Origin of the sequence: Nostoc sp. T09, from assembly GCF_002154695.1 — a bacterium.
Lineage (GTDB): Bacteria > Cyanobacteriota > Cyanobacteriia > Cyanobacteriales > Nostocaceae > Aulosira.
Genome location: NZ_MTAV01000072.1, coordinates 1 through 18,715 on the forward strand (window position 1 = coordinate 1; position 18,715 = coordinate 18,715).

At 46.4% G+C, this 18,715-nt stretch carries 14 protein-coding genes and 1 pseudogene; 7 read left to right on the top strand and 8 right to left on the bottom strand.

Going from position 1 to position 18,715, the window contains the following annotated elements:
• Window positions 1-1,462: NB-ARC domain-containing protein (locus BV372_RS15560; RefSeq protein ID WP_256973237.1), on the bottom strand; the 1,462-nt coding region annotated here is incomplete at its 3' end.
• Window positions 1,463-1,631: 169 nt separating this feature from the next.
• Between BV372_RS15560 and BV372_RS15565 the strand changes: the two genes are divergently transcribed.
• Window positions 1,632-1,859 (top strand): hypothetical protein, encoded by a 228-nt coding sequence (locus tag BV372_RS15565; RefSeq protein ID WP_086687408.1) that lies wholly within the window; start codon window positions 1,632-1,634, stop codon window positions 1,857-1,859.
• Between the two features lie 444 nt (window positions 1,860-2,303).
• On the opposite strand, the gene BV372_RS15575 is transcribed toward BV372_RS15565, so the two are convergent.
• The 4 genes from BV372_RS15575 to BV372_RS37640 all read right to left on the bottom strand — a co-directional run bounded on the left by BV372_RS15575 (window position 2,304) and on the right by BV372_RS37640 (window position 9,694).
• Complete coding sequence (locus BV372_RS15575) at window positions 2,304-4,958, bottom strand: CHAT domain-containing protein (protein WP_086687410.1); 2,655 nt, start codon at window positions 4,956-4,958, stop codon at window positions 2,304-2,306.
• Between the two features lie 4 nt (window positions 4,959-4,962).
• The gene (locus BV372_RS15580) at window positions 4,963-8,280 is read right to left on the bottom strand and encodes an S-layer family protein (protein ID WP_256973238.1); all 3,318 of its coding nucleotides are present in this window, start codon (window positions 8,278-8,280) and stop codon (window positions 4,963-4,965) included.
• Window positions 8,281-8,361: 81 nt separating this feature from the next.
• Complete coding sequence (locus BV372_RS15585; protein WP_086687412.1) at window positions 8,362-8,580, bottom strand: hypothetical protein; 219 nt, start codon at window positions 8,578-8,580, stop codon at window positions 8,362-8,364.
• 400 nt (window positions 8,581-8,980) lie between these two features.
• Entirely contained in the window at window positions 8,981-9,694 is a 714-nt protein-coding gene (locus tag BV372_RS37640; RefSeq protein ID WP_256973239.1) for an ABC transporter permease, read from the bottom strand.
• A 10-nt stretch (window positions 9,695-9,704) separates the two neighbouring features.
• On the opposite strand from BV372_RS37640, the gene BV372_RS37140 reads away from it, so the two are divergent.
• From BV372_RS37140 to BV372_RS38380, 3 genes and pseudogenes are all read left to right on the top strand, one after another.
• Window positions 9,705-10,025, top strand: coding sequence for a winged helix-turn-helix domain-containing protein (locus BV372_RS37140; protein WP_086687413.1), 321 nt, complete (start codon window positions 9,705-9,707; stop codon window positions 10,023-10,025).
• 20 nt (window positions 10,026-10,045) lie between these two features.
• On the top strand, window positions 10,046-10,192 hold the full coding sequence (locus BV372_RS36340; RefSeq protein WP_179198108.1) for a hypothetical protein: 147 nt from the start codon (window positions 10,046-10,048) through the stop codon (window positions 10,190-10,192).
• Window positions 10,193-10,261: 69 nt separating this feature from the next.
• A pseudogene (locus BV372_RS38380) lies at window positions 10,262-10,591 on the top strand (transposase); the annotation flags it as partial.
• On the opposite strand, the gene BV372_RS35255 reads toward BV372_RS38380, so the two are convergent.
• Window positions 10,546-10,728 carry an ABC transporter permease subunit gene (locus tag BV372_RS35255; protein WP_306298978.1) on the bottom strand — a complete coding sequence of 61 codons (183 nt, stop codon included), beginning with the start codon at window positions 10,726-10,728 and terminating at the stop codon, window positions 10,546-10,548. The pseudogene BV372_RS38380 and the gene BV372_RS35255 sit on opposite strands and share 46 nt — an antisense overlap.
• A gap of 139 nt (window positions 10,729-10,867) precedes the next feature.
• On the opposite strand from BV372_RS35255, the gene BV372_RS15605 reads away from it, so the two are divergent.
• Window positions 10,868-11,083 (top strand): hypothetical protein, encoded by a 216-nt coding sequence (locus BV372_RS15605; protein WP_143845141.1) that lies wholly within the window; start codon window positions 10,868-10,870, stop codon window positions 11,081-11,083.
• Window positions 11,084-11,101: 18 nt separating this feature from the next.
• Here the strand turns inward: BV372_RS15605 and BV372_RS15610 are convergent, their stop codons facing one another.
• Entirely contained in the window at window positions 11,102-14,716 is a 3,615-nt protein-coding gene (locus BV372_RS15610) for an NB-ARC domain-containing protein (protein ID WP_086687415.1), read from the bottom strand.
• Window positions 14,717-15,061: 345 nt separating this feature from the next.
• Here BV372_RS15610 and BV372_RS15615 point away from each other — a divergent pair, with 345 nt between their 5' ends.
• Complete coding sequence (locus tag BV372_RS15615) at window positions 15,062-16,411, top strand: HlyD family secretion protein (protein ID WP_086687416.1); 1,350 nt, start codon at window positions 15,062-15,064, stop codon at window positions 16,409-16,411.
• Between the two features lie 63 nt (window positions 16,412-16,474).
• The gene (locus BV372_RS15620; protein ID WP_086687417.1) at window positions 16,475-18,082 is read left to right on the top strand and encodes an MDR family MFS transporter; all 1,608 of its coding nucleotides are present in this window, start codon (window positions 16,475-16,477) and stop codon (window positions 18,080-18,082) included.
• Here BV372_RS15620 and BV372_RS35260 read toward each other — a convergent pair.
• Complete coding sequence (locus BV372_RS35260; RefSeq protein WP_143845143.1) at window positions 18,057-18,263, bottom strand: hypothetical protein; 207 nt, start codon at window positions 18,261-18,263, stop codon at window positions 18,057-18,059. The genes BV372_RS15620 and BV372_RS35260 overlap by 26 nt on opposite strands.
• Between the last annotated feature and the right edge of the window lie 452 nt (window positions 18,264-18,715).

Genomic DNA, 18,715 nt, shown 5'->3' on the forward strand with positions numbered 1-18,715 from the left:
GGAATAAGTCATGTAACCGATAGGTAGGCGTACCATCAGCAAGCGGTACTCCTGTTAATAGCAATGCTTTATTCCGTAAATATTGCAACATCTTGGCAGCATCACGCTCATCCATTGCCCACAGCGTCGCTGCCATCATCTTATTAATGTTGACATCCTCCGGCAACACCCCCAACCAAGCGAAATGCTGCTGCTTTTCTTGAGGCATTCGCTTAACACTCAAGTTTAATGATGCCGTTAAACTCAGGCGTTTTAAACTCGCCTCATCGGTAATTTCTTGGGCTTCCGGTCGGTCAAAACTTGTTAATCTCGCTACCTCTTGCCGAATATCTGCCAATAGTTCATCCCAAGTTGTACCACAGGCAACTTCGGCGGCTGCGAGTTCCAACGCTAGGGGGAGATAACCAACGCCTTTGGCTAAATTTTTGGCTGACTGACGTTCTGCACCTATAATCTCGCGTCTTAATTTCTTCGTCAGCAATGCCATAGCCTGACTTGGTTTCATTATATCCAGGCTGTAAATGTTGGCTGCTAAGGCATCGGCAATTGCTGCTTCACGAGTTGTTACTAAAACCTGACACCGCGCACCGCCAACATTAAATGCTGGAGCATCTTGCGTATTCCAAGCATCGTCAACCACCAGCAACACGGCTTTGTCATAAAGCAGCGTCCGCAGATGATTAGTAGTTGCTTCTACACTGGTAGGTTTAAAGCTATAGTCTCCTAATGCTTGCACCCAGCCACTAACTAAAGACAGCACATCGGGCTGTTGACCTAATGTAGCCCACAGAATACCGTCACAAAACCGCGTTTGTATTTCTGCATCTACTGCTAAAGCTGCGGCTAAAGTCGATTTACCCACAGAACCCAAGCCGTGAATTGCCGTAATTACCAATGTGCGATTATTTTCTGTGAGGAGGCGAGTTTTTAAATCATCGCTGTATTCTGGGCGTTCTACAAAGTGTGCAGGTAAAGGTGGCGCTTGAAATATCGCCAGTTTAGTTTGGGGTACAACAGCAACACCCTCATCTTGAGTGAAATTAGCTTCTAGTTGTTTAGATTTATTTGATCTGCTGTTTTCCCATACCTCATCAAACCGTTTCAGGTTCTTTTCTTTATCCCTTGAGCATAACTTTAAAGTAAAGTGCCAGTCATCAGAACCCTGGGTTTGAATGCGGTTATCTTCGAGAATTTTGACAAAATCCTTGAGTAAGTTCAGCGCTTCGCGGATTTGCGTTTTAGTTAACTTACCTGGATATTCGTCTTTTTGCGTCAACAACTCCAATGTCACCAGAGTTGTTTTAATAGTCAGCTTGGGGTTAGCACTGTCTTCTTCTTTCCAGTGGTACTCAATATTAAAGTTATCTTCTGCAAATTCCCCAGCCGCGAAACACAGCAACGCCGCCAACAGACGCTTAACTCGCTTTTGAATTACAGGGCCTTTGCTAGGTTCTCGCGCCATTGCATTCCCAAAATTGACCAGAAAGTTTAGGGCTACCCCAAAGAAAAACTCGCTACCCCAAGCTTATTGAATCCTGATTTTAAAGCATTTTCCCAGAGTTTGGGGTATTTGCTTAAGGACGCGACCCCAAAGAGATGCTTTAGCTACCAACTCTTTGAGGGACAAACACATGAAACCCCAACGCCAAGAATTTCTCGGTAAAATCATTGCTTTGTTACTGGCAATGCAACTATTCCTCATTGGCTTACAAGCCAAAACCCGTATTGACCAAGGTAACTCAACACTTGAGACTTTAACGTGGCTGATTCAACAATATATTCCGGTGTTGGTCAAAGTCAAAAGCTTGGAGGAGAAAAAGCCGAGAAAGGATGAAAGTAAGTCAAAGGTTAAAAGGTAAATCTGGCTAAATAGCATTATTGGGGTGTTTATCAATTACACGGTGGGGGCACGGCGCTAGTAACATTGTGTTGTTGTGAAAAATATTTCGGGTGCCGTGCCCCTACAAAGATTCTTGGATAAAATAGCTCAACACATTAGATCTCTTGTAAAAATATATTTTTGCAAGAGAGGAGAAAGGGAAAAGGTGAGCCAGCGCGGTCTTGGGGGTTTCCCCCATGAGCGACTGGCGAACCCCGAAGGGGTTAAAGGGAAAGGGTTTTGAGTTCCTTTCCCCTTTTCCCCTTTCCCTTTAACCGACTTCTGCAAGAAGTCTATTGTAAGCGATCGCATTTAATCAGCACTTCCATAATATCCCTGATTATCCCTACATCCCGCCGTCGCCTACGGGCAATATGTCGGGTATGCGAGAGAATGTTGATAATTCTGGGCTGTAAAATGTAGGCTACAACCAATTACCTACTAAAACGAAGGGTGCCCAGTAATAAGGTAGCCGATAATTAGTATTAGGATGCTTCTCTATCAAATACAGTTGCGCTTGCCGCAATGCTTGCGCTTTCGTCAACTTGCGATCTTTTAAAACCTTATAAAATTGAATAGCCAATGCAGCCGTAGACTCATCCTTGACTTGCCAAAGTGTTGCTAATGTGCTGCGCGCTCCGGCTCTGACTGCAATTCCGGCTAAACCTAATGTAGCGCGTTTGTCGCCAGTGGCGGTTTCACAAGCACTCAGCGCTAATAATTCAATGGCTCGCGGATTTATGCGATCGCCTATTCCAAGTAATTGGTCAAAATTCTTGGCTTGCAGCAAGCGATCCCACAACAATACAAAGGTTTCGTCGGGGTTAGAACTAAAATTGCCGTGGGTAGCGAGGTGAATCACAGAGAAAGGAACTGACTCAACCGCCGTTTTCAAGTTAGTGGCGCTTAAGTCAGAGTTCAGCAGTTTCTTACTTCTGGCTACTTCCGCCTGAATTTGTGCCAGTTCCGCAGGAACTTGGGTGAGGGAATCAAAGTTTCTACCCGCAACGCTACGGCTTTCGCTTACCCCAGCTGTCAACACATTCAGCTTAATCTGCGTTAAAGGCTGAGATTCTATGAGCTGTAAACCCGGACTCAGAGCTAGTGCATATTTCTCAACTAAATATTGTTTACCGTCATCCAGAACAGCGAGGGGAATATTCTGCAAAGAAAAATCTAATACGAATACTAAAGTATTAATACCACTTTTCGCTAAATCGGGTTCAGCTTGGCGAAGTAGCCAGTTATATACTTGCTGAGATAATTGCGGCAGTTCTTTCGAGGGTTTAGGCTGGGTTAGCTTCTGTTGCAGTTGTTTTAAGGTACTTTCGACTTCTGCTTGAGAAACTTTAGTTCTGTAATGCAGCAAGTTAGATTGCTGAGGTAACTTGAGAATGAACTCTAAGCGGTTTGGCAAAACAATTCCGTAAAAGACGGCTGTTGGCGTAGCGGCGCTGTCTACAATTTTATCGAGTTGTTCTGGCTTGGCTTGAGCGCAAGCATCGCGAAAGAAGTTGTCGAGTTCAGCTAACTGGAGTGCTTCAATGGCTTGACGGGCTTGCTTGAGATTTTCTTGGCTGGGAGTCTCGGCTTGCAAGAGTAAATCAACTAGCTCCCGATAAACTGGTTCTACTTCCTCTCGAAAGCCAAACTGAATATCAGCATTAAGAGTTACTAAATCACTGCGGATTGATTGCAGAGATTTAACAGCTTGGGAGTAAGCCGCGATGGCTCCTGTGATATCTTCTTGTTTAAGTAGTCTTCCTAACTGCCACTGCCATTGGTAGCTAATATCACCAGCCTGAATTTGCTGAGAGAGATTTAAGGCTTTAACAGTATATTCTTTCGCTGTTTGCCATTCGCCTCGTTCTTCATAAAACTGACCGAGATTTCCCAAAGCATAAGACTGGGTGCGGCGGTCTTGGAGGTTGTCGGCTTGTTGCACCGCCGCATTCAACAGCGCAATAATTACTGAGTTCGATGACTCATTTATAACTTGAGAACGGGAGGGTTGATTTTCCCTGTCTGTCGGTAAAGGGCAAATAGGTGTACTGCGTTGGAGTTGCAGACATATCAAATTCTTAGCTAAATTGACTTGGGCGTTAACAGTAGACCGACCAGGAGGCAAAATCGCTAAGGGTTGCGGAATTTGTGACGCTAAACTCTGAGCTAAATTCCACTGGCGCGTTTCAATTAGTAAGCTCAAGCGATTTAGTTGTGCTTGCATCTTGAGCAGGGGAAATTTATCACCTGCAACTGTTTCTACTTGTTGGTAAAACTCCACAGCTGTTGGAGTTTGTTTTTGGGCACGAGCTGTATTTCCTAAACTCAGTAAAGTTAGGCTCTTTTCTTGTTGCAATCCTAATTTTTCAGCTATTGCTAAAGCCTGTGTCAGCAACTTTTGCGAGTCTTGTAACTGTCCTGCTTGTTGGAAGATATCGCTTAAAGTGCGTAGACCAGTAATCTTCAAACGCGAGTCTGGGGATTGTTCTAAAGTTTGGCGAATTTGTACTAATAATTTCCTGGCTTGACGGTAAAGCCCTAAAGTTTGCAGTGCTTGAGCTTGATTAATCTGGCTACCAATCGTCCCCACCGAGTCGTCAGCTTTTCTGTAGAGAGTCTCCGCCTGTTGCCAAGTTTTTAGAGCCGCTTGGGCAGAGTCTTGTCCTTGTTCTGCTTTACCTCCCACTAATTGCAGACGTGCAAGAGCATTCAATACTTGAGCATGGATGCGATCGCTGGCTTTATCTGTGTTGTTCAGCAGAGATAAACTTGTATCAATTGCTGCTTGTGCTTGTTGCCATTGTCCGAGTTGTTGCGTAGCCAAGGAGACAAAGCTTAAGGCTAAAGCTTGATGAGTGCGTTCGCCTATTTTTTCATATCTTTGTGCAGCTTGTTGCCATACCTGAGCCGCTTCCAAAAACTGACCAGCATCGTAGTGTTGGTTACCCGCTTGCATCAACGCCGATTCCTGATGCGGCGCTACTGGTTGAGCACTGATCGGCTTTAGGGTATGGATACCTAAACTTAAGAGTAACCCTAAAAGAGCGATCGCAATTAACCGAATCAGCAGCTTCATTTTTTCAACTCCTGCTGCTTTGCTTCCACCGTTGGCAGTCTAGCGGATGCAACCACAGCCCCCCAAAAGTAACTGTTACAGGTTTTGCCGTCAGCAGCACATTGCCATTCGACGAGCTAATCCAACCTTGAGCTTCCACAATTGTCTCTGGTTGGTTGTCCTTAATCTTTGGTTGCTCGCTCCTAGCTGCTGGCGGTAATGTAAACGCTGTTGGTTGGCTCTCCTCTATTAAGCGTAAATCTTCCCAAGGAGCATTAGCCCTGAGAGGTTCGTTAGGAGAACTAGGTAAACCGCCACGACCTGTAACCACAAATTCGCTATTCTTCCCAACAACACGGCAGAAATCCTGCGCTATCAGCCCAGAAACATCAATGATTTCTGTTGGTAATTCGGTTAATCCTTGAGCAGGGTTAACATCCAAGATATTTATATTTACAACTCCAGCTATCCCAAACTCTGAACTAGCGGTAATATCGCTCAGATTAGTCTCAAAATTGCGAAACTCAAGACCAAAGATGCCTTGAGTTGTGATGTTAATATTACCTCCCCGTCCCTGGTACGCATTAGCAGTGATATCGCTGTCTTCATTAGGAATTGCAACTATCAAGCCACTATCAATCAAAATGTTGCCCCCATCTCCACCAGCGCGATCGATACCTGCGGTAGTTGAGATTTGACTGTTGCGGCGTAATAACAAGAGGTCATCGATTTTGAGTGTAATATTTCCGCCCTGACCTGATTTAGTTGTCGCTGAGAGAGCCGCTTTGTTATCTAGCAGGAGATTGCGAGCTACTACTTCTAAATTGCCTGCATTTCCTACTTCCTGATTGTTCACACTAATTTCAGCTCCATCTCGAAGCGTCAACCTATCAGTCTCAATCCTCAATTTGCCAGCAGTGCCGATATCTTCAGAGCTAGTAAATAAACCGCTAGGAAACTGCTGAAGCGACTGATCTCGAAAAAAATCTCGATTGGCAAGCTGTGGAACAGTGCCAACAAGTTCAACCGAATCAGAGGCTTTGACAAAAACATCTCCACCCCGACCACTACTAAAAGTCCCAGCCCCTATCTGCGCTCCTTGTTTAAGAATTAATCGAGCCGTTTCAATTCTAATTTCGCCTCCATCGCCCGTACCTCTGGCGGTAGCAAACACAATGGTAGGCTCACCATTATCAGAGGTGCCAATTAATTCTACCTCGGAAGCTTGGATCTTAATGTTTCCTCCATTGCCTGTGCTGTTATTAAAAGCAGTAGCTAAAGTTTGCGCTCCTTTACTGGCTAGAAACCGTTTAGTGTTGACCGTTAAAGTACCACCGTCCCCAGCACCTTGGGTCTGTACCCTCAAACCACTTCCAAAACCAATGGTTTCCACTGACTCCGAGGCATTTACCAGTACATTGCCCCCACGACCCTGTTTAAAAGTTGTGGCAGTTACCCGTGCCCCATCTTGGATAATCAACCTTCCGGTGTTAATTGTTACAGTACCACCATCCCCAGTACCCCGTGTTTGTGCTGCCAAGCTACTAGGAAAATTTCTATTTCGAGCAATGCCAATTACCTTCACTGATTCCGAGGCATTTACAAGCACATCACCCCCGCGACCCCGATCTTCAGTTGCGGCACTTATCTGGGCCCCATCTTGGAGTATTAGGTTTCTTGTATTAATCTCTACTTTGCCGCCGTTTCCGCTCCCTAGGGTCTGTGCTCCCAAACTGCTGGCAATATTCCCATCTTCAATGCCAATGCCAATTACTTTTACAAACTCTGCCGCATTGACGAGCACATCGCCCCCGTTACCTTCATTAAATGCTGTAGCATTTACCTGTGCTCCATTCTGGAGTGTCAGCTTGCTTGTGTTAATCTCTACTTTACCGCCCTCACCAGTACTCACACTAGCAGCAAATAAGCCGCTAGACCCAATTGGAGCAATGCCCATCGCTTCTACTGATTCAGAAGCACTCACCACTACATTTCCCCCACGCCCTTGACTAAAAGTAGTGGCGCTGATCTGGGCCCCATCCTCGAGCACCAGCCGCTTCGTTGTTACCTTCACTGTACCGCCCTCACCAGTACTTACATTAGCAGCAGAAAATAAGCCACTGGTAAAATTTCCAGTTGCAGCAATTCCTGCCGCTTCAACTAACTCTCTTGCATTGACGATAATATTTCCGCCACTGCCTAGGTTAAAAGTACCAGATGATACTTGTGCCCCATTTAGCAGAATCAGGCTTCCCGTGTTAATTTCTACATCACCAGCTTTTCCCACACTTGTTGTCTCAGTTAAAAAGACACTAGCTTCGCCATTGGGGGCAGTTCCACTGGCTTGGATAGACTCAGAAGCTCTGATGCTAATAGTTCCTCCGCTTCCCTCACCCCGTGTCAGGGACAAAACCAATGAACCATCTTCTAACGCTACTCGCCGCCCCTGGATTTGAATTTGGCCACCTCTAGCACCACTAGTATCAATAGCAGCAGCTTGGGAGAGGCGGATGTCTTGGAAGTTTTGTACACCCCGATCGCTCAATTCCCAACCTGCGTTCGTTGAGGTAAGACCTAATAAACTTTCTCCTTGGACACTCCAAACTTCAACTCGCCCTGATTCGGCACTCAAACTTCCGCCTTCCAGCACAACTTCACCACCAGCTAGAGCCAAGGTTTGATGGGGTTCCACCTCTAAACCACCAGTGCGGTTGACCTCAAGTACCTCGCCAGTCTCTTGATTAATTCTCAGTTCATTACCTTGCCCTTGTACGAGAATTCTGCCTGGATCTTTTCCATATTGCAAACCAATCGGAACATTGAGCGTTAGCAAAGGAGGCGCAGAGGGATCAGTGGTGCTAAATTCTATCCCATCATTAAATTTGATGCCCCTAGCAGTACTTGCCAAAAAAGAACCACGAAGGTCAAGTCTAGCATTAGGGCCAAAAATCATACCATTGGGGTTAAGTAAAAACAGATTTGCTGCACCGTTAACACCCAGTGTTCCCAGAATCGCTGAGGGGTTAGTTCCAGTCACTCGACTGAAAATGTTTTCAACTCCCGCAGGATTAGCGAAAAAGACTCGTTGTCCATCGCCAACATTGAATTGTTGGAAACTGTGAAATAAGCTTGCACCTCTTCTAGCTCCGCCATCAACCCGATCGGCAGGAAGACCATCTATGCTAACGTTTGGGGTTAGCATAGAACTTTCCGCACCTAAGGTGGAATCAGGGGTAATCTGAGCTAAGGCAAAATCTCCGGATGCATAGCATACTGCTGCACATCCGGCTACAAAACTGGCTACTCTAAACCGACAGCACCAATTTGACCAAATTAGACCCATGATTGCCATCCTTTAAAAGATCGGGCTTTACTCTGGCGCAGATTGCGATTTGTCAAAGAAAAATTGATGGGGATAGATAAATCAAATGGTTATTGTTGGATATTCATATTTGGTTATAATACTGTCTTCTGCTAGTGGTTCTCTTGTCCCAGTAGGAGCCGACGGTGTAGGCCTACCTTGAGGATCGTTTGACTGTTCTTGCGTCAGAACGCCAGCACCGCCATTGATTGCTTCTAGCTCACTCATACTAAGTTCAGTGGCGAAATCGATATCTTCTAGGCTTGTCTGTTTGTCTTTCATATTTACCTCTTTTCGTTTTTTCAATGTCTTATTAGCAGATGCAGTTTGCTCAACAATCAGCCTCTGGCACTGGCACGCTAGTAGAATCGCTTACATTTAATTTTTCAACTTAGTTGATACTTTTACGGAATCTAAAATTTTTTTTTACAAAAATTCATGGTAATACGCTTGACATAAAATATTCCCATCATTGAGCCGATAAATCAGAGTATAGAAGCATCTTTGAGGTAAGCTGAAAGCTACTGATAAAAGATAAAGCGAGCGTTCTCAATTTTGTGTAACTGAAAGAGCGATCGCTCCAACCTATAGTGATAGTGCTAGAAGCGATCGCTCTTTGCCCCTCCCTTATCTTTGTTAAATTGTTTTTAAAATTGGTATAATATGTCACTATACAAAATCGCTACGTTAATTGATGGCGAAACTGGCGAATACTTAGAGTCATCAGTACCGTAGCAAAGACCAACAAAATCAGTACCTGTGGCCACAAAGCTTCAAATCCAACTCCTTTAAGCAATACACCACGACAAACTTCGATAAAGTAGCGCATTGGATCGAGGTATGAGAGCCATTGCATAAAAGTTGGCATAGCCAAAATAGGTGAGTTACCACCAGATAACAGCACTAGAGGCGGGTTGACGAAAAATGTTGTTAACAGTGCCTGTTGCTCACTTTTGGCATAGCTGGCAATGATAATGCCGATACTGATTCCTACGAAAAAGTAGAGTATGGAAATGCTAATAAAAACGAGAAAGTTTCCTCGAAATGGCAGATTGAAAGCAATTCTGCCCACAATCAAGGCAATAACTGCATCAAAGGTGAGTAAAACCAGCAGAGGAGCAATTTTTGCCAGGATTATACCAATTTGAAAAAAGAATGCGACAGATGGTAAATGTAAAATTAGGTAGTATTCAGGGTGAATGATGACAGGGGTAGTGCATATCGAGATCCAAGAAAGTGTGGAAGAACTCGAAGGGTTAGTTCGCCAACAGAAAAATGCTCGACTCAAAGAACGCATCCAAGCACTGTATCTGATTAAATCCCAAGAGATGAAGGTAAGTGCGTAGCTTGCCGCCGAAGGCATCGCTAAAATATTAGGAAAACACCGAGGTACCATACATCGATGGTTGGCAGATTATCGAGCAGGAGGAATAGAGGCAGTGGTTGAATTTAGGACAAGTTCAGGTCGAACCAGAACCATACCAGATTGGGCAGTATCGAGCCTGAAAAAACAACTTGAAGAACCTGAAGGTGGGTTCCAACGTTATACGCAAATTCAACATTGGTTAGATTCAGTATTAGGGGTACAAGCCGAATACGCAACGGTACATCATTTGACGCGTTACAAGCTCAAAGCAAAACTCAAAGTGCCTCGTCCACGTAATAAAAAACAAGACGAACAAAAACTTGAGGCATTTAAAAAAACCTTGCTGACGATCTGCAACTGATTAGCGAATATGCGGCGATCATGTTACCGCACTACCAGAACATACGTTATTTTGTACAAGATGAAAGTCGGTTTGGACTAAAAACAATTGAAGGACGAAAGATTACCCTTGCTGGTGTTAAGCCAATTGGTGAGTGGCAGTGGCAGTTCAAAGCATTTTGGCATTAGGTCGCAGTTGAACCGCTTACAGGTGAAAGCTTATTTTGGCAATTCTCTCATGTTGATACTGAATGTTACCAGCAATTTCTCAATGAATTTGCCGCCTGTTATCCTAACAGCTTGAATATCCTCCAAGTCGATAACGGCTTGTTTCATAAAGCTAAACGGTTGCAGATTCCAGAAAACCTCATTCTGTTGTTCCAGCCAGCTCATTCTCCAGAACTTAACCCGATAGAGCGAGTTTGGGAACACCTCAAACAGGACTTGAAATGGGAGCTATTTGATAACTTAGAAAAGCTGCGAGCCAAGGTTGGGCAACTTCTTGCACAACTCACCTCACAGATTGCCGCTTCCCTAACTGGCTATGATTTCATTTTGAATGCCCTATCTGTCGCAAACATTTTTTGAATTGGTATTACTTCGGTGTTAGAAGCAGGTGTCATCATCAGTTGCTCGATTGTTCCTGCTTCTTTTTCACGCACAACTAATGAAGCCGCCGCCTGAGAGCCAATTACTGTCAGCACAATCCCCATTGTTCCTGGCACAATAAACCAGGAGCTTTCCAATCCCGGATTATAAAAGTCGATCTGCCACCTGACACGTTATTTGAAGCTGAAACTGCGATCGCTGCCGCTCAAAGAATCTGGCGAAGTGTAGGGTGGAGTAATTTGTTGCTGAGAAGTGATGCTGCTATCGTCATCGACTTTAGAGATGTATCGTAAGGTTTCTCTGCTGCGTATAAGGAAAATTGACGGTGAAAGCGATCAACAAATTATAACAAGCGAAACAGAAATTCTCTCGGATGAACAGACTGAGCAACTTGTGGACAAGGAAATGGCGCGATCGCTAAATACCTTTCAACAGTTGCTAGACACCATTGAACACAAGCGAAGGCACTGAATTTGGATGTGTATCGCTTCAATGTTCAATTGCCCCTAACGCTTTAAGAGTCGTTCTTTGAGCCACTGTCAACCCAGTTGCGCCTTGAATGTTCATGCCTTCATACAGACGATTGACCATCAACGTGTTGATACACCATCCTGTTTGCACGTCCCAAAGCTTGATTGTGCGATCGTCACTACTACTGAACAGGATTTGAGCGTTAGAGCTAAAGATGAGTGACCGAACCCAACCGTTATGTTCATCCAGGATGTGGAGGCAATGCCCCGTTTGCAGATCCCACAGTCGAATGGTTTGATCGTCACTGCCACTTGCCAAGAATCGACTGTCGGGACTGATGGCAACCGTCCAGACAGATCCTGTATGCCCCTGCAAAACCTTCAGACACGCCCCTGTTTCTATATCCCATAATCGAATGGTTTGGTCATGACTGCCGCTTACCAGTTGATGACCACTCTTGTCAAATGCCAGCGTGAAAACAGCTCCCGTATGTTCTTGCAATACCCTCAAACATTCTCCAGTTTGCACATCCCAGAACCGAATAGTAAGATCGGAACTGCCACTTGCCAACCATTGACCGTCCGGGTCAAACGCGATCGCTGCAATACCGTTCTGGTGTCCGCGTAACACCTGTAAACAATGATGCGTTTGCACATCCCAAAGCCGCACGGTGCGATCGTAACTACTGCTTGCCAAAATTTGTCCCATTGGGCTAAACAGAACTGTCCACACTGCCGCGTTGTGCGCTGACCATCGTTCGAGTTGCCCAGTTTGGATATTCCATAAAGCGATCGACTCATCGTGTCGATTGATCGCCAGCGTTTGATTATCGGGACTAAAGCTGACGTTGCTGAATGATGATATCCGACGGGTTGGGCTAGGAAAAGTTTTGTAGGGGTGAAATGATGACAGATTGCCATCTGGTTGCAAATGCCACAACTGAATCATCTCATTCTGACCACTACTGGCGAGTATCTGGTCATCCGAACTGAGGCTCAGGGAGTGAATCCCGCCAGTATATCCACGTAACGTTTTCAGGTTTCGTCCACTCTGCAAATGCCACAGCCGCACCGTCTGGTCTTCTCCTGCACTAACCAGCAATTGACTGTCAGCACTGATAGCAAGCCCGTAAACATCATGCTTATGACCTTCAAGTACATGGATGGGTCGCTCGTCTTGAACACTCCAAAGGCGCAGAGTGCCATCACGGCTACCGCTCACTAACAAACGACCATCCGGGCTAAAGGCGATGTCCCAAACAAAATCGGTATGTCCATGAAGCAACTTAAAAGCGGGTTTTGGATGGCGATCGTGGGACAGATAATTGCTCCACAATCGAATCGACCCATCCCGGCATCCGCTGGCGAGCAGTTGACCATCTGGGCTATATCGCACACGCCGAACTCCACTGGTATGCCCCTGCAAGACACTCAAGCAGTTCCCATTGCTCGCATCCCAGATCCGAACCGTTGTATCATTACTGCTACTGGCTAAGGTTTGCCCATCAGGAGCGAAGTGGACACCGTAAACGCTCTGAGTGTGTCCCTTCAAGACACGCAGACACTGCCCTTGCAAATTCCAAACGCGCACCGTTTTATCTTCACTGCCACTCGCCAATTGCTGACCATCGGCACTAAAGCTCACCGACCAAACACAACCTTCATGGTCTGTGAGCACCTGCAAGCATCGTCCACTCTGGACATCCCACAAGCGCACCGAACTATCCGTACTGCTGCTGGCTAACGTTCTGCCATCGGGACTAAAGGCAACCGACCAAACAAAGCCCACGTGTCCTGAAAAGATGCCCAGCAGTTGGGTTGTGCTGATATTCCAGAGATAGATGTTGCCATTGGCATCGCCCACGGCAATGGTCTGTCCGTCTGGACTCAGGTCTACCGACCTTGTAACACTGAAAGTTTCTGAAAAGATGGACTTGGCTAAGTCAGCATTGTGAAAGTTGACTTTGGCTAAATCGACCTGCCGTAAGTCGGCTTGCTGCACCACAAGACCGGAAAAATCCCAGCCGCGTAAGTCCACTTGAAGCTGCACCAGCAGGTTAATTAGGTTGCCTGCGGTGTATCCTGGTTTGTTTCCCTGTTGCGTTAATATATGCCTTGCTTGCGCCTCGATCACCGCCACACTGCCAAAACGAGACAGCAGCCGTTCCATCACAGGTTGCACAATTAAGCGCGTCTGAGTCTCTCGAATGTAATCTTTTGCTTGTACTCGCACTAAGGGATGCGTTTGCCAAAGGTTAAGCTGCTGCGTCTCGAATTCGATGCAAATTTGCTGCACGAATCGCTCTGTGACATATTCCATCACCACCGGTTGCAAGAAGAATAACCCATCGTTTTTTTCAATTAGCGATCGCCGCAGTAGTGAGTTAATGAGATTAGGTACACTTTGTTGAGCAGCAGGATCGACCACGTTCTCGCGAATATCTGCAATCGAGACTGGCTCCCGATGAATTGCAAACCAGGACAGTGTTTTCTGTTCGGATTCGGAAAGGCGATCAAACTGACGAGCAAGCAAATCGCGGATGTCTTCAAAAACAGCCAATCCCTGACTCAGATACGGCAACACCTCGGTAATGCTGCCGTTAAATAAATCCTCAATTGCGGCTGCCACCAGTTTCAATGCCAGAGGATTGCCGCCGTAGTGATGGATCAAAGTCTGCCATTCGGCTTCTGAACCTGTAAACGCTCCTTTTTGCCGAAAGATGGCGCGTCCATCAGCAGGGGTTAGCCCACTCAAGGTCAGCGATCGCACTAGCGCCTGTGCGCCTTCCATCAGTGCCATTTCCCGTGGCTTTTCTCGACTAGTGAGCAACAAACAACTTTGGTGAGACGCTTCGCCAATGGCTCTGAGCAATTGTCCGTAACCTTCGTAGCCCAATTGCCATTGTCCCACTGGCTCACGCTGTAAAATGGTTTCGGCATTATCGAGCAACAATAAACACCGACGCGATCGTAGATATTGCATCAGTTTGGAAAGCTGTTGAGCAAGCGTGGTGGGAACTATCGGATCTTCCCCAAAAAGCGGCATGATAAACTTCAGCAGGCTCGATAGGAGTTCATCCACTGGTGGTGCATTAGCCAGGGAGCGCCACACGACAATCTCAAATTCTGTCTGCATTTGCAGCGCAGCTTTGACGGAGATCGTACTTTTGCCAATGCCGCCAATGCCCAACAACCCGACTATTCGGCAACGCTCAGATACAATCCACTGCCACAGTTGCGTCAGTTCTGCCTCACGCCCATAAAACGCTGAGGCATCGACTGCCGTATCCCAGTCCTGTTGGGGATTTGTCCATCGGCTTAGAGTCTCTTGGGATGAGGTAGGGGATGTCAGGTCTGTTTGCATCAATTCCAGCCCAAACGCCCGGAACAGATACTCTAATGACTGACGATCTACTCCCAGTTTGCGCTTGAAAATGCGAGCGAGGGTATTTAGGGAGAGTCCAGTGCGATCACTTAAATCTTCCTGGGTGAAGCGCTTACCCAAGGTTTCGTCGGATTCCGCCTGCTGTTTTGCCGCCTGAAACTTTTGCCACCCCTGAGGCGATAGGATGGCTCCTCGCACTCGCAAAGAAGTGGAAGAACCTCGTCTAGTTTTTGATGAGTTGGAATCCATAGATCAGCCGATGGTGCAAAGGAATTAGCGAATCTTTTCTTAAGATATCGGGCGTTTTGTTAATCAAGAACTGACAGGGAGTTTCAGCAACACAGATTACAGGCAAATGATTTCATTTTGGTTGGATTATACCAGGTTTTATTGCTTGTGGCTCATTTTCTGCGGTCTTCTTCAACCACAGAACAATTAAATCGCGTTTTAACTCACAGAACTTGAGTGGTGTAAATCGAGTACTCGCCTAAGAATGAAAAGTAAGCAAATTTGTGACAGAAACATGGCGAGTGGCCAACGTCTTAACGACCCGTACTTAAATTGACTAACAACTACGTATATATCTTAAAACCAATGGAACCGACTAACTCAACTAACGAAAACCAATCTCGTAACGGACGCAAACCGCCAGTGCTGGACAAGGAAGAGTCTTCTGGTATTGCAACTGCTGAATTACCGCCGATTTCCCCGAATCCACCCCATCAACATCGCCGCCGCAAGTGGATATTGTTTGGCTTACTAGGCATAGGGTTAATTGCTGGTGCTACTTTTGGCTACCGCTGGTGGCGCTATGCCTCGGTTCACGAATCAACCGATGATGCCTATGTTACATCCTATATCCATCCGATCAACGCTCGCATTAATGGAACCGTAGTCGATATTGAAGTAGACGATAATCAACAGGTATCACAGGGGAAACTGCTCGTGAAGTTAGACCCGCGTGACTACGATCTAGCGCGACAACGGTCAGCGGCAGCTTTAACATCAGCCCAGCAGCAAGCGGCAGTTGCCCAAGCCAATATTAGTGTGACGGCAACAAATGCAGTGGGACAGACCACAGAAGCACAGGGAAATATTAATGCGGCGGCAGCAGTTGTTTCTACTGCACAAGCCGCTTTAGCAGAAGCACAGGCAGGGGTACCCGCTGCCCAGGCTCAACTGGCTCAAGTCAAGGCAAATTTGATTAAAGCCGACCTGGATTACAAGCGTTACACGGCTCTTTCTGTCGATGGTGCTGTTCCTCAACAACAGGCTGATACTGCTAAAGCAACCTACGAATCAACGTTGGCGCAGTACAACGCTATCAGCGAGCAAATTAAGCAGGCTCAAGCGAGAGTGGTGCAGGCTCAAAAAAATCTTTCTAATGCTGAAGCGAAACTGAATTCCACCAAAGGCAACCTGCAACAAGCCAACGCAACTGGAAAGCAAACAGAGGTGAATCGACGGCAGTATAAAGCTGCACTAGCAGCGATCGCTGAGTCAAAAGCCGAATTAAAGAATGCAGACTTGCAACTATCCTATACCTCGATCGTAGCTCCTATAGCTGGACGAATCGGCAACAAAACTGTCCAGGTTGGACAACGGGTTCAGCCTGGACAAACCTTAATGTCCGTAGTGCAGCTAACGCCTTGGATTGTTGCCAACTTTAAGGAAACCCAGTTGGAAAATATGCAGCCCGGACAGGCTGTTGAAATCAAGGTAGATGCCTTTCCCCATCATTCGTTTAGGGGCAAAGTCGATAGTTTATCTCCCGCTTCTGGAGCCAAATTTGCGCTTTTGCCACCGGACAATGCGACCGGTAATTTCACGAAGATTGTGCAGCGCATTCCAGTGAAAGTTGTATTCGACCCAGACAGCATTCGCGGCTACGAAACTCGGATTGCGCCAGGAATGTCGGTTGTTGCCACCGTTGATACGCAGTGAATCAGGATTTACCACCGCTTTAACAGCCGTTAATTACTACTCAGTCATACCAGAGGTTACCCTATGGCTAACACAAATGCTAATCGTTCCCAAGCATTGTCCTCTCGCCCTGCCCAAAAAGCTTCAGACCGACCCGTTTCTTTTAAAGAATGGGTTGGGGTGATGGCAACCTTGTTGGGGGCATTCATGGCAGTGCTGGATATTCAGGTGACGAATGCCTCTCTCAAAGATATTACAGGCGCGTTGGGTGCCACCATTGATGAAGGATCGTGGATTTCTACGGGCTATCTGCTGGCTGAAATTGTCGTGATTCCCATGTCTGGGTGGCTAGCGCAAGTGTTTTCGGTGCGGCGATATTTGCTTGTGAATGCCACTTTGTTCCTAATATTTTCGATCGCTTGTGCTTTCGCTGTCAACCTGCCGATGATGGTTTTGTTTCGGGCAGGACAGGGATTTACCGGGGGAGTATTGATCCCAATGGCGTTTACCGTGATCTTGATAACGCTGCCACCCTCTAAGCAACCGATTGGCTTATCGTTATTCTCCATCACAGCAACCTTTGCGCCCTCGATTGGCCCCACGATTGGCGGCTGGCTCACGGACAATTACGGTTGGGAGTATATTTTCTATCTCAATATAATTCCAGGTCTATTGCTCATTGCTGGAGTCTGGTACGGGCTAGCTCCCAAGCCGATGCAGCTCAATATTTTGCGAAACGGCGATTGGTGGGGCATTATCACAATGGCAATCGGGTTTGCGTCCTTCGAGTTCTTTGCGGATGAAGGAAATCGCAAAGACTGGTTTGGCTCTGAGGAGATTCAGCAAGCTGCCATCATTGCAGCAATCATGCTGCCGTTGTTTGTGATTATCCAGTTTAGGCGCAAGCAACCGTTGCTCAATTTGCGACTCCTTGGGCGACGGAACTTCGGCTTGGCGATCGCGATTGCTCTGGCGCTGGGATTTGGCTTGTATGGGTCAACCTTCATCCTGCCACTTTACCTCTCAACTGTGCAGGGGTACAACGCCGTGCAAATTGGTGAAACTATTGCATGGGCAGGCATTCCACAGCTTTTCATTACACCGTTTGTACCCAAGCTGATGCAACGGTTTGACCTACGGTTGCTAGTCGCCGTTGGACTATCGCTATTTGGAATCAGTTGTTTTATGAACTCTTATATGACTCACGACACGGGAATCGCTCAACTGATCCCAGCCCAGATTGTGCGAGCTTTGGGGCAACCCCTGCTCCTCACGCCACTTTCCAGTATTTCGTCGGCTGGCATTGAACCCAAACAGATTGGCTCTGCCTCAGCCATTTACAACATGGCACGGAACTTGGGCGGCTCGGTTGGCATTGCCATTTTGGGAACGCTGCAATCACAGCGGGAACGATTTCACTCCAATCGTTTAGTGGATAATGTCTCTCTCTCAAATCCGATTACACTGGAGCGAATTGATCAACTGACGCAGATTTTTAGCGATCGAGGTGCTGATGCGGTGACAGCTCACAACCAGGCAATTGCTCAAATTGCGAACATTGTTCGTCGGGAAGCAAATGTCCAGTCTTTCAACGACTGCTTCCTGTTCATGGGCTTTACTTTGTTTGCGGCTGCGCTGTTGGTGCTGCTACTCAAAAAAGTAAAGCCTACAAGCGGGGCAGTGAGTCACTAAGGCTAGATAAGCGAGTACATTCTGGGCAATCGTGGAATGCAGGAGATAGTTCCATCGGTGGAATCTGATAACCACAAGTTTGACACTTTTGGTTAAACCGAACCCGCGATGACCCTGATGTCGCCAAAACAACCGCTTGTGTCAGGACTCCGAGGACAATTACAGCAATTGCAATAGTCATGGATGTGATTAGGTCAAGTGCAATATACCTTTATTAAACAGCAGATATCGTGGATATATGCATGAAGGGATACAAAACTCTTTATAAACCGGGCGTTTCTTCAATCAAGGCTTGGCAAAGAGTTTTAGCAACACAGATCGACAGGCGAATGATTCCATCTTGGCTGAAGTATATCAGGTTCAATTGCTCCTAGCTATTAAATTACGTTTTAATTCAAAGAACTTGAGTGGTGTGTATTGGGCGATCGCCCAATAATGAAGTTAATCGATGGGCATTGAGCTTCACCAACCTAAAAAAGAACAAGATGAATCGGTAATAGGCAATTCGCTTAAGGGTGACAAGGAGCCAATCTGAGCAGCAATCTTAACAACCTAAAGAAGATTACCCTCCACATGATTCTACGGCGCAGGCAGAACTTCAAGTTCTCCCAAAGCGGGGGAAACGGACAAGAA

Excerpts from the sequence above, each read along its gene's own strand:
- BV372_RS15610 (WP_086687415.1), bottom strand. The coding sequence starts at position 14,716 with ATGGATTCCAACTCATCAAAAACTAGACGAGGTTCTTCCACTTCTTTG.
- BV372_RS36340 (WP_179198108.1), top strand. The coding sequence starts at position 10,046 with ATGTTACCGCACTACCAGAACATACGTTATTTTGTACAAGATGAAAGT.
- BV372_RS15605 (WP_143845141.1), top strand. The coding sequence starts at position 10,868 with ATGCTGCTATCGTCATCGACTTTAGAGATGTATCGTAAGGTTTCTCTG.
- BV372_RS15575 (WP_086687410.1), bottom strand. The coding sequence starts at position 4,958 with ATGAAGCTGCTGATTCGGTTAATTGCGATCGCTCTTTTAGGGTTACTC.
- BV372_RS15585 (WP_086687412.1), bottom strand. The coding sequence starts at position 8,580 with ATGAAAGACAAACAGACAAGCCTAGAAGATATCGATTTCGCCACTGAA.
- BV372_RS15580 (WP_256973238.1), bottom strand. The coding sequence starts at position 8,280 with ATGGGTCTAATTTGGTCAAATTGGTGCTGTCGGTTTAGAGTAGCCAGT.
- BV372_RS15620 (WP_086687417.1), top strand. The coding sequence starts at position 16,475 with ATGGCTAACACAAATGCTAATCGTTCCCAAGCATTGTCCTCTCGCCCT.
- BV372_RS15615 (WP_086687416.1), top strand. The coding sequence starts at position 15,062 with ATGGAACCGACTAACTCAACTAACGAAAACCAATCTCGTAACGGACGC.
- BV372_RS37640 (WP_256973239.1), bottom strand. The coding sequence starts at position 9,694 with ATGGTACCTCGGTGTTTTCCTAATATTTTAGCGATGCCTTCGGCGGCA.
- BV372_RS35260 (WP_143845143.1), bottom strand. The coding sequence starts at position 18,263 with ATGACTATTGCAATTGCTGTAATTGTCCTCGGAGTCCTGACACAAGCG.
- BV372_RS15565 (WP_086687408.1), top strand. The coding sequence starts at position 1,632 with ATGAAACCCCAACGCCAAGAATTTCTCGGTAAAATCATTGCTTTGTTA.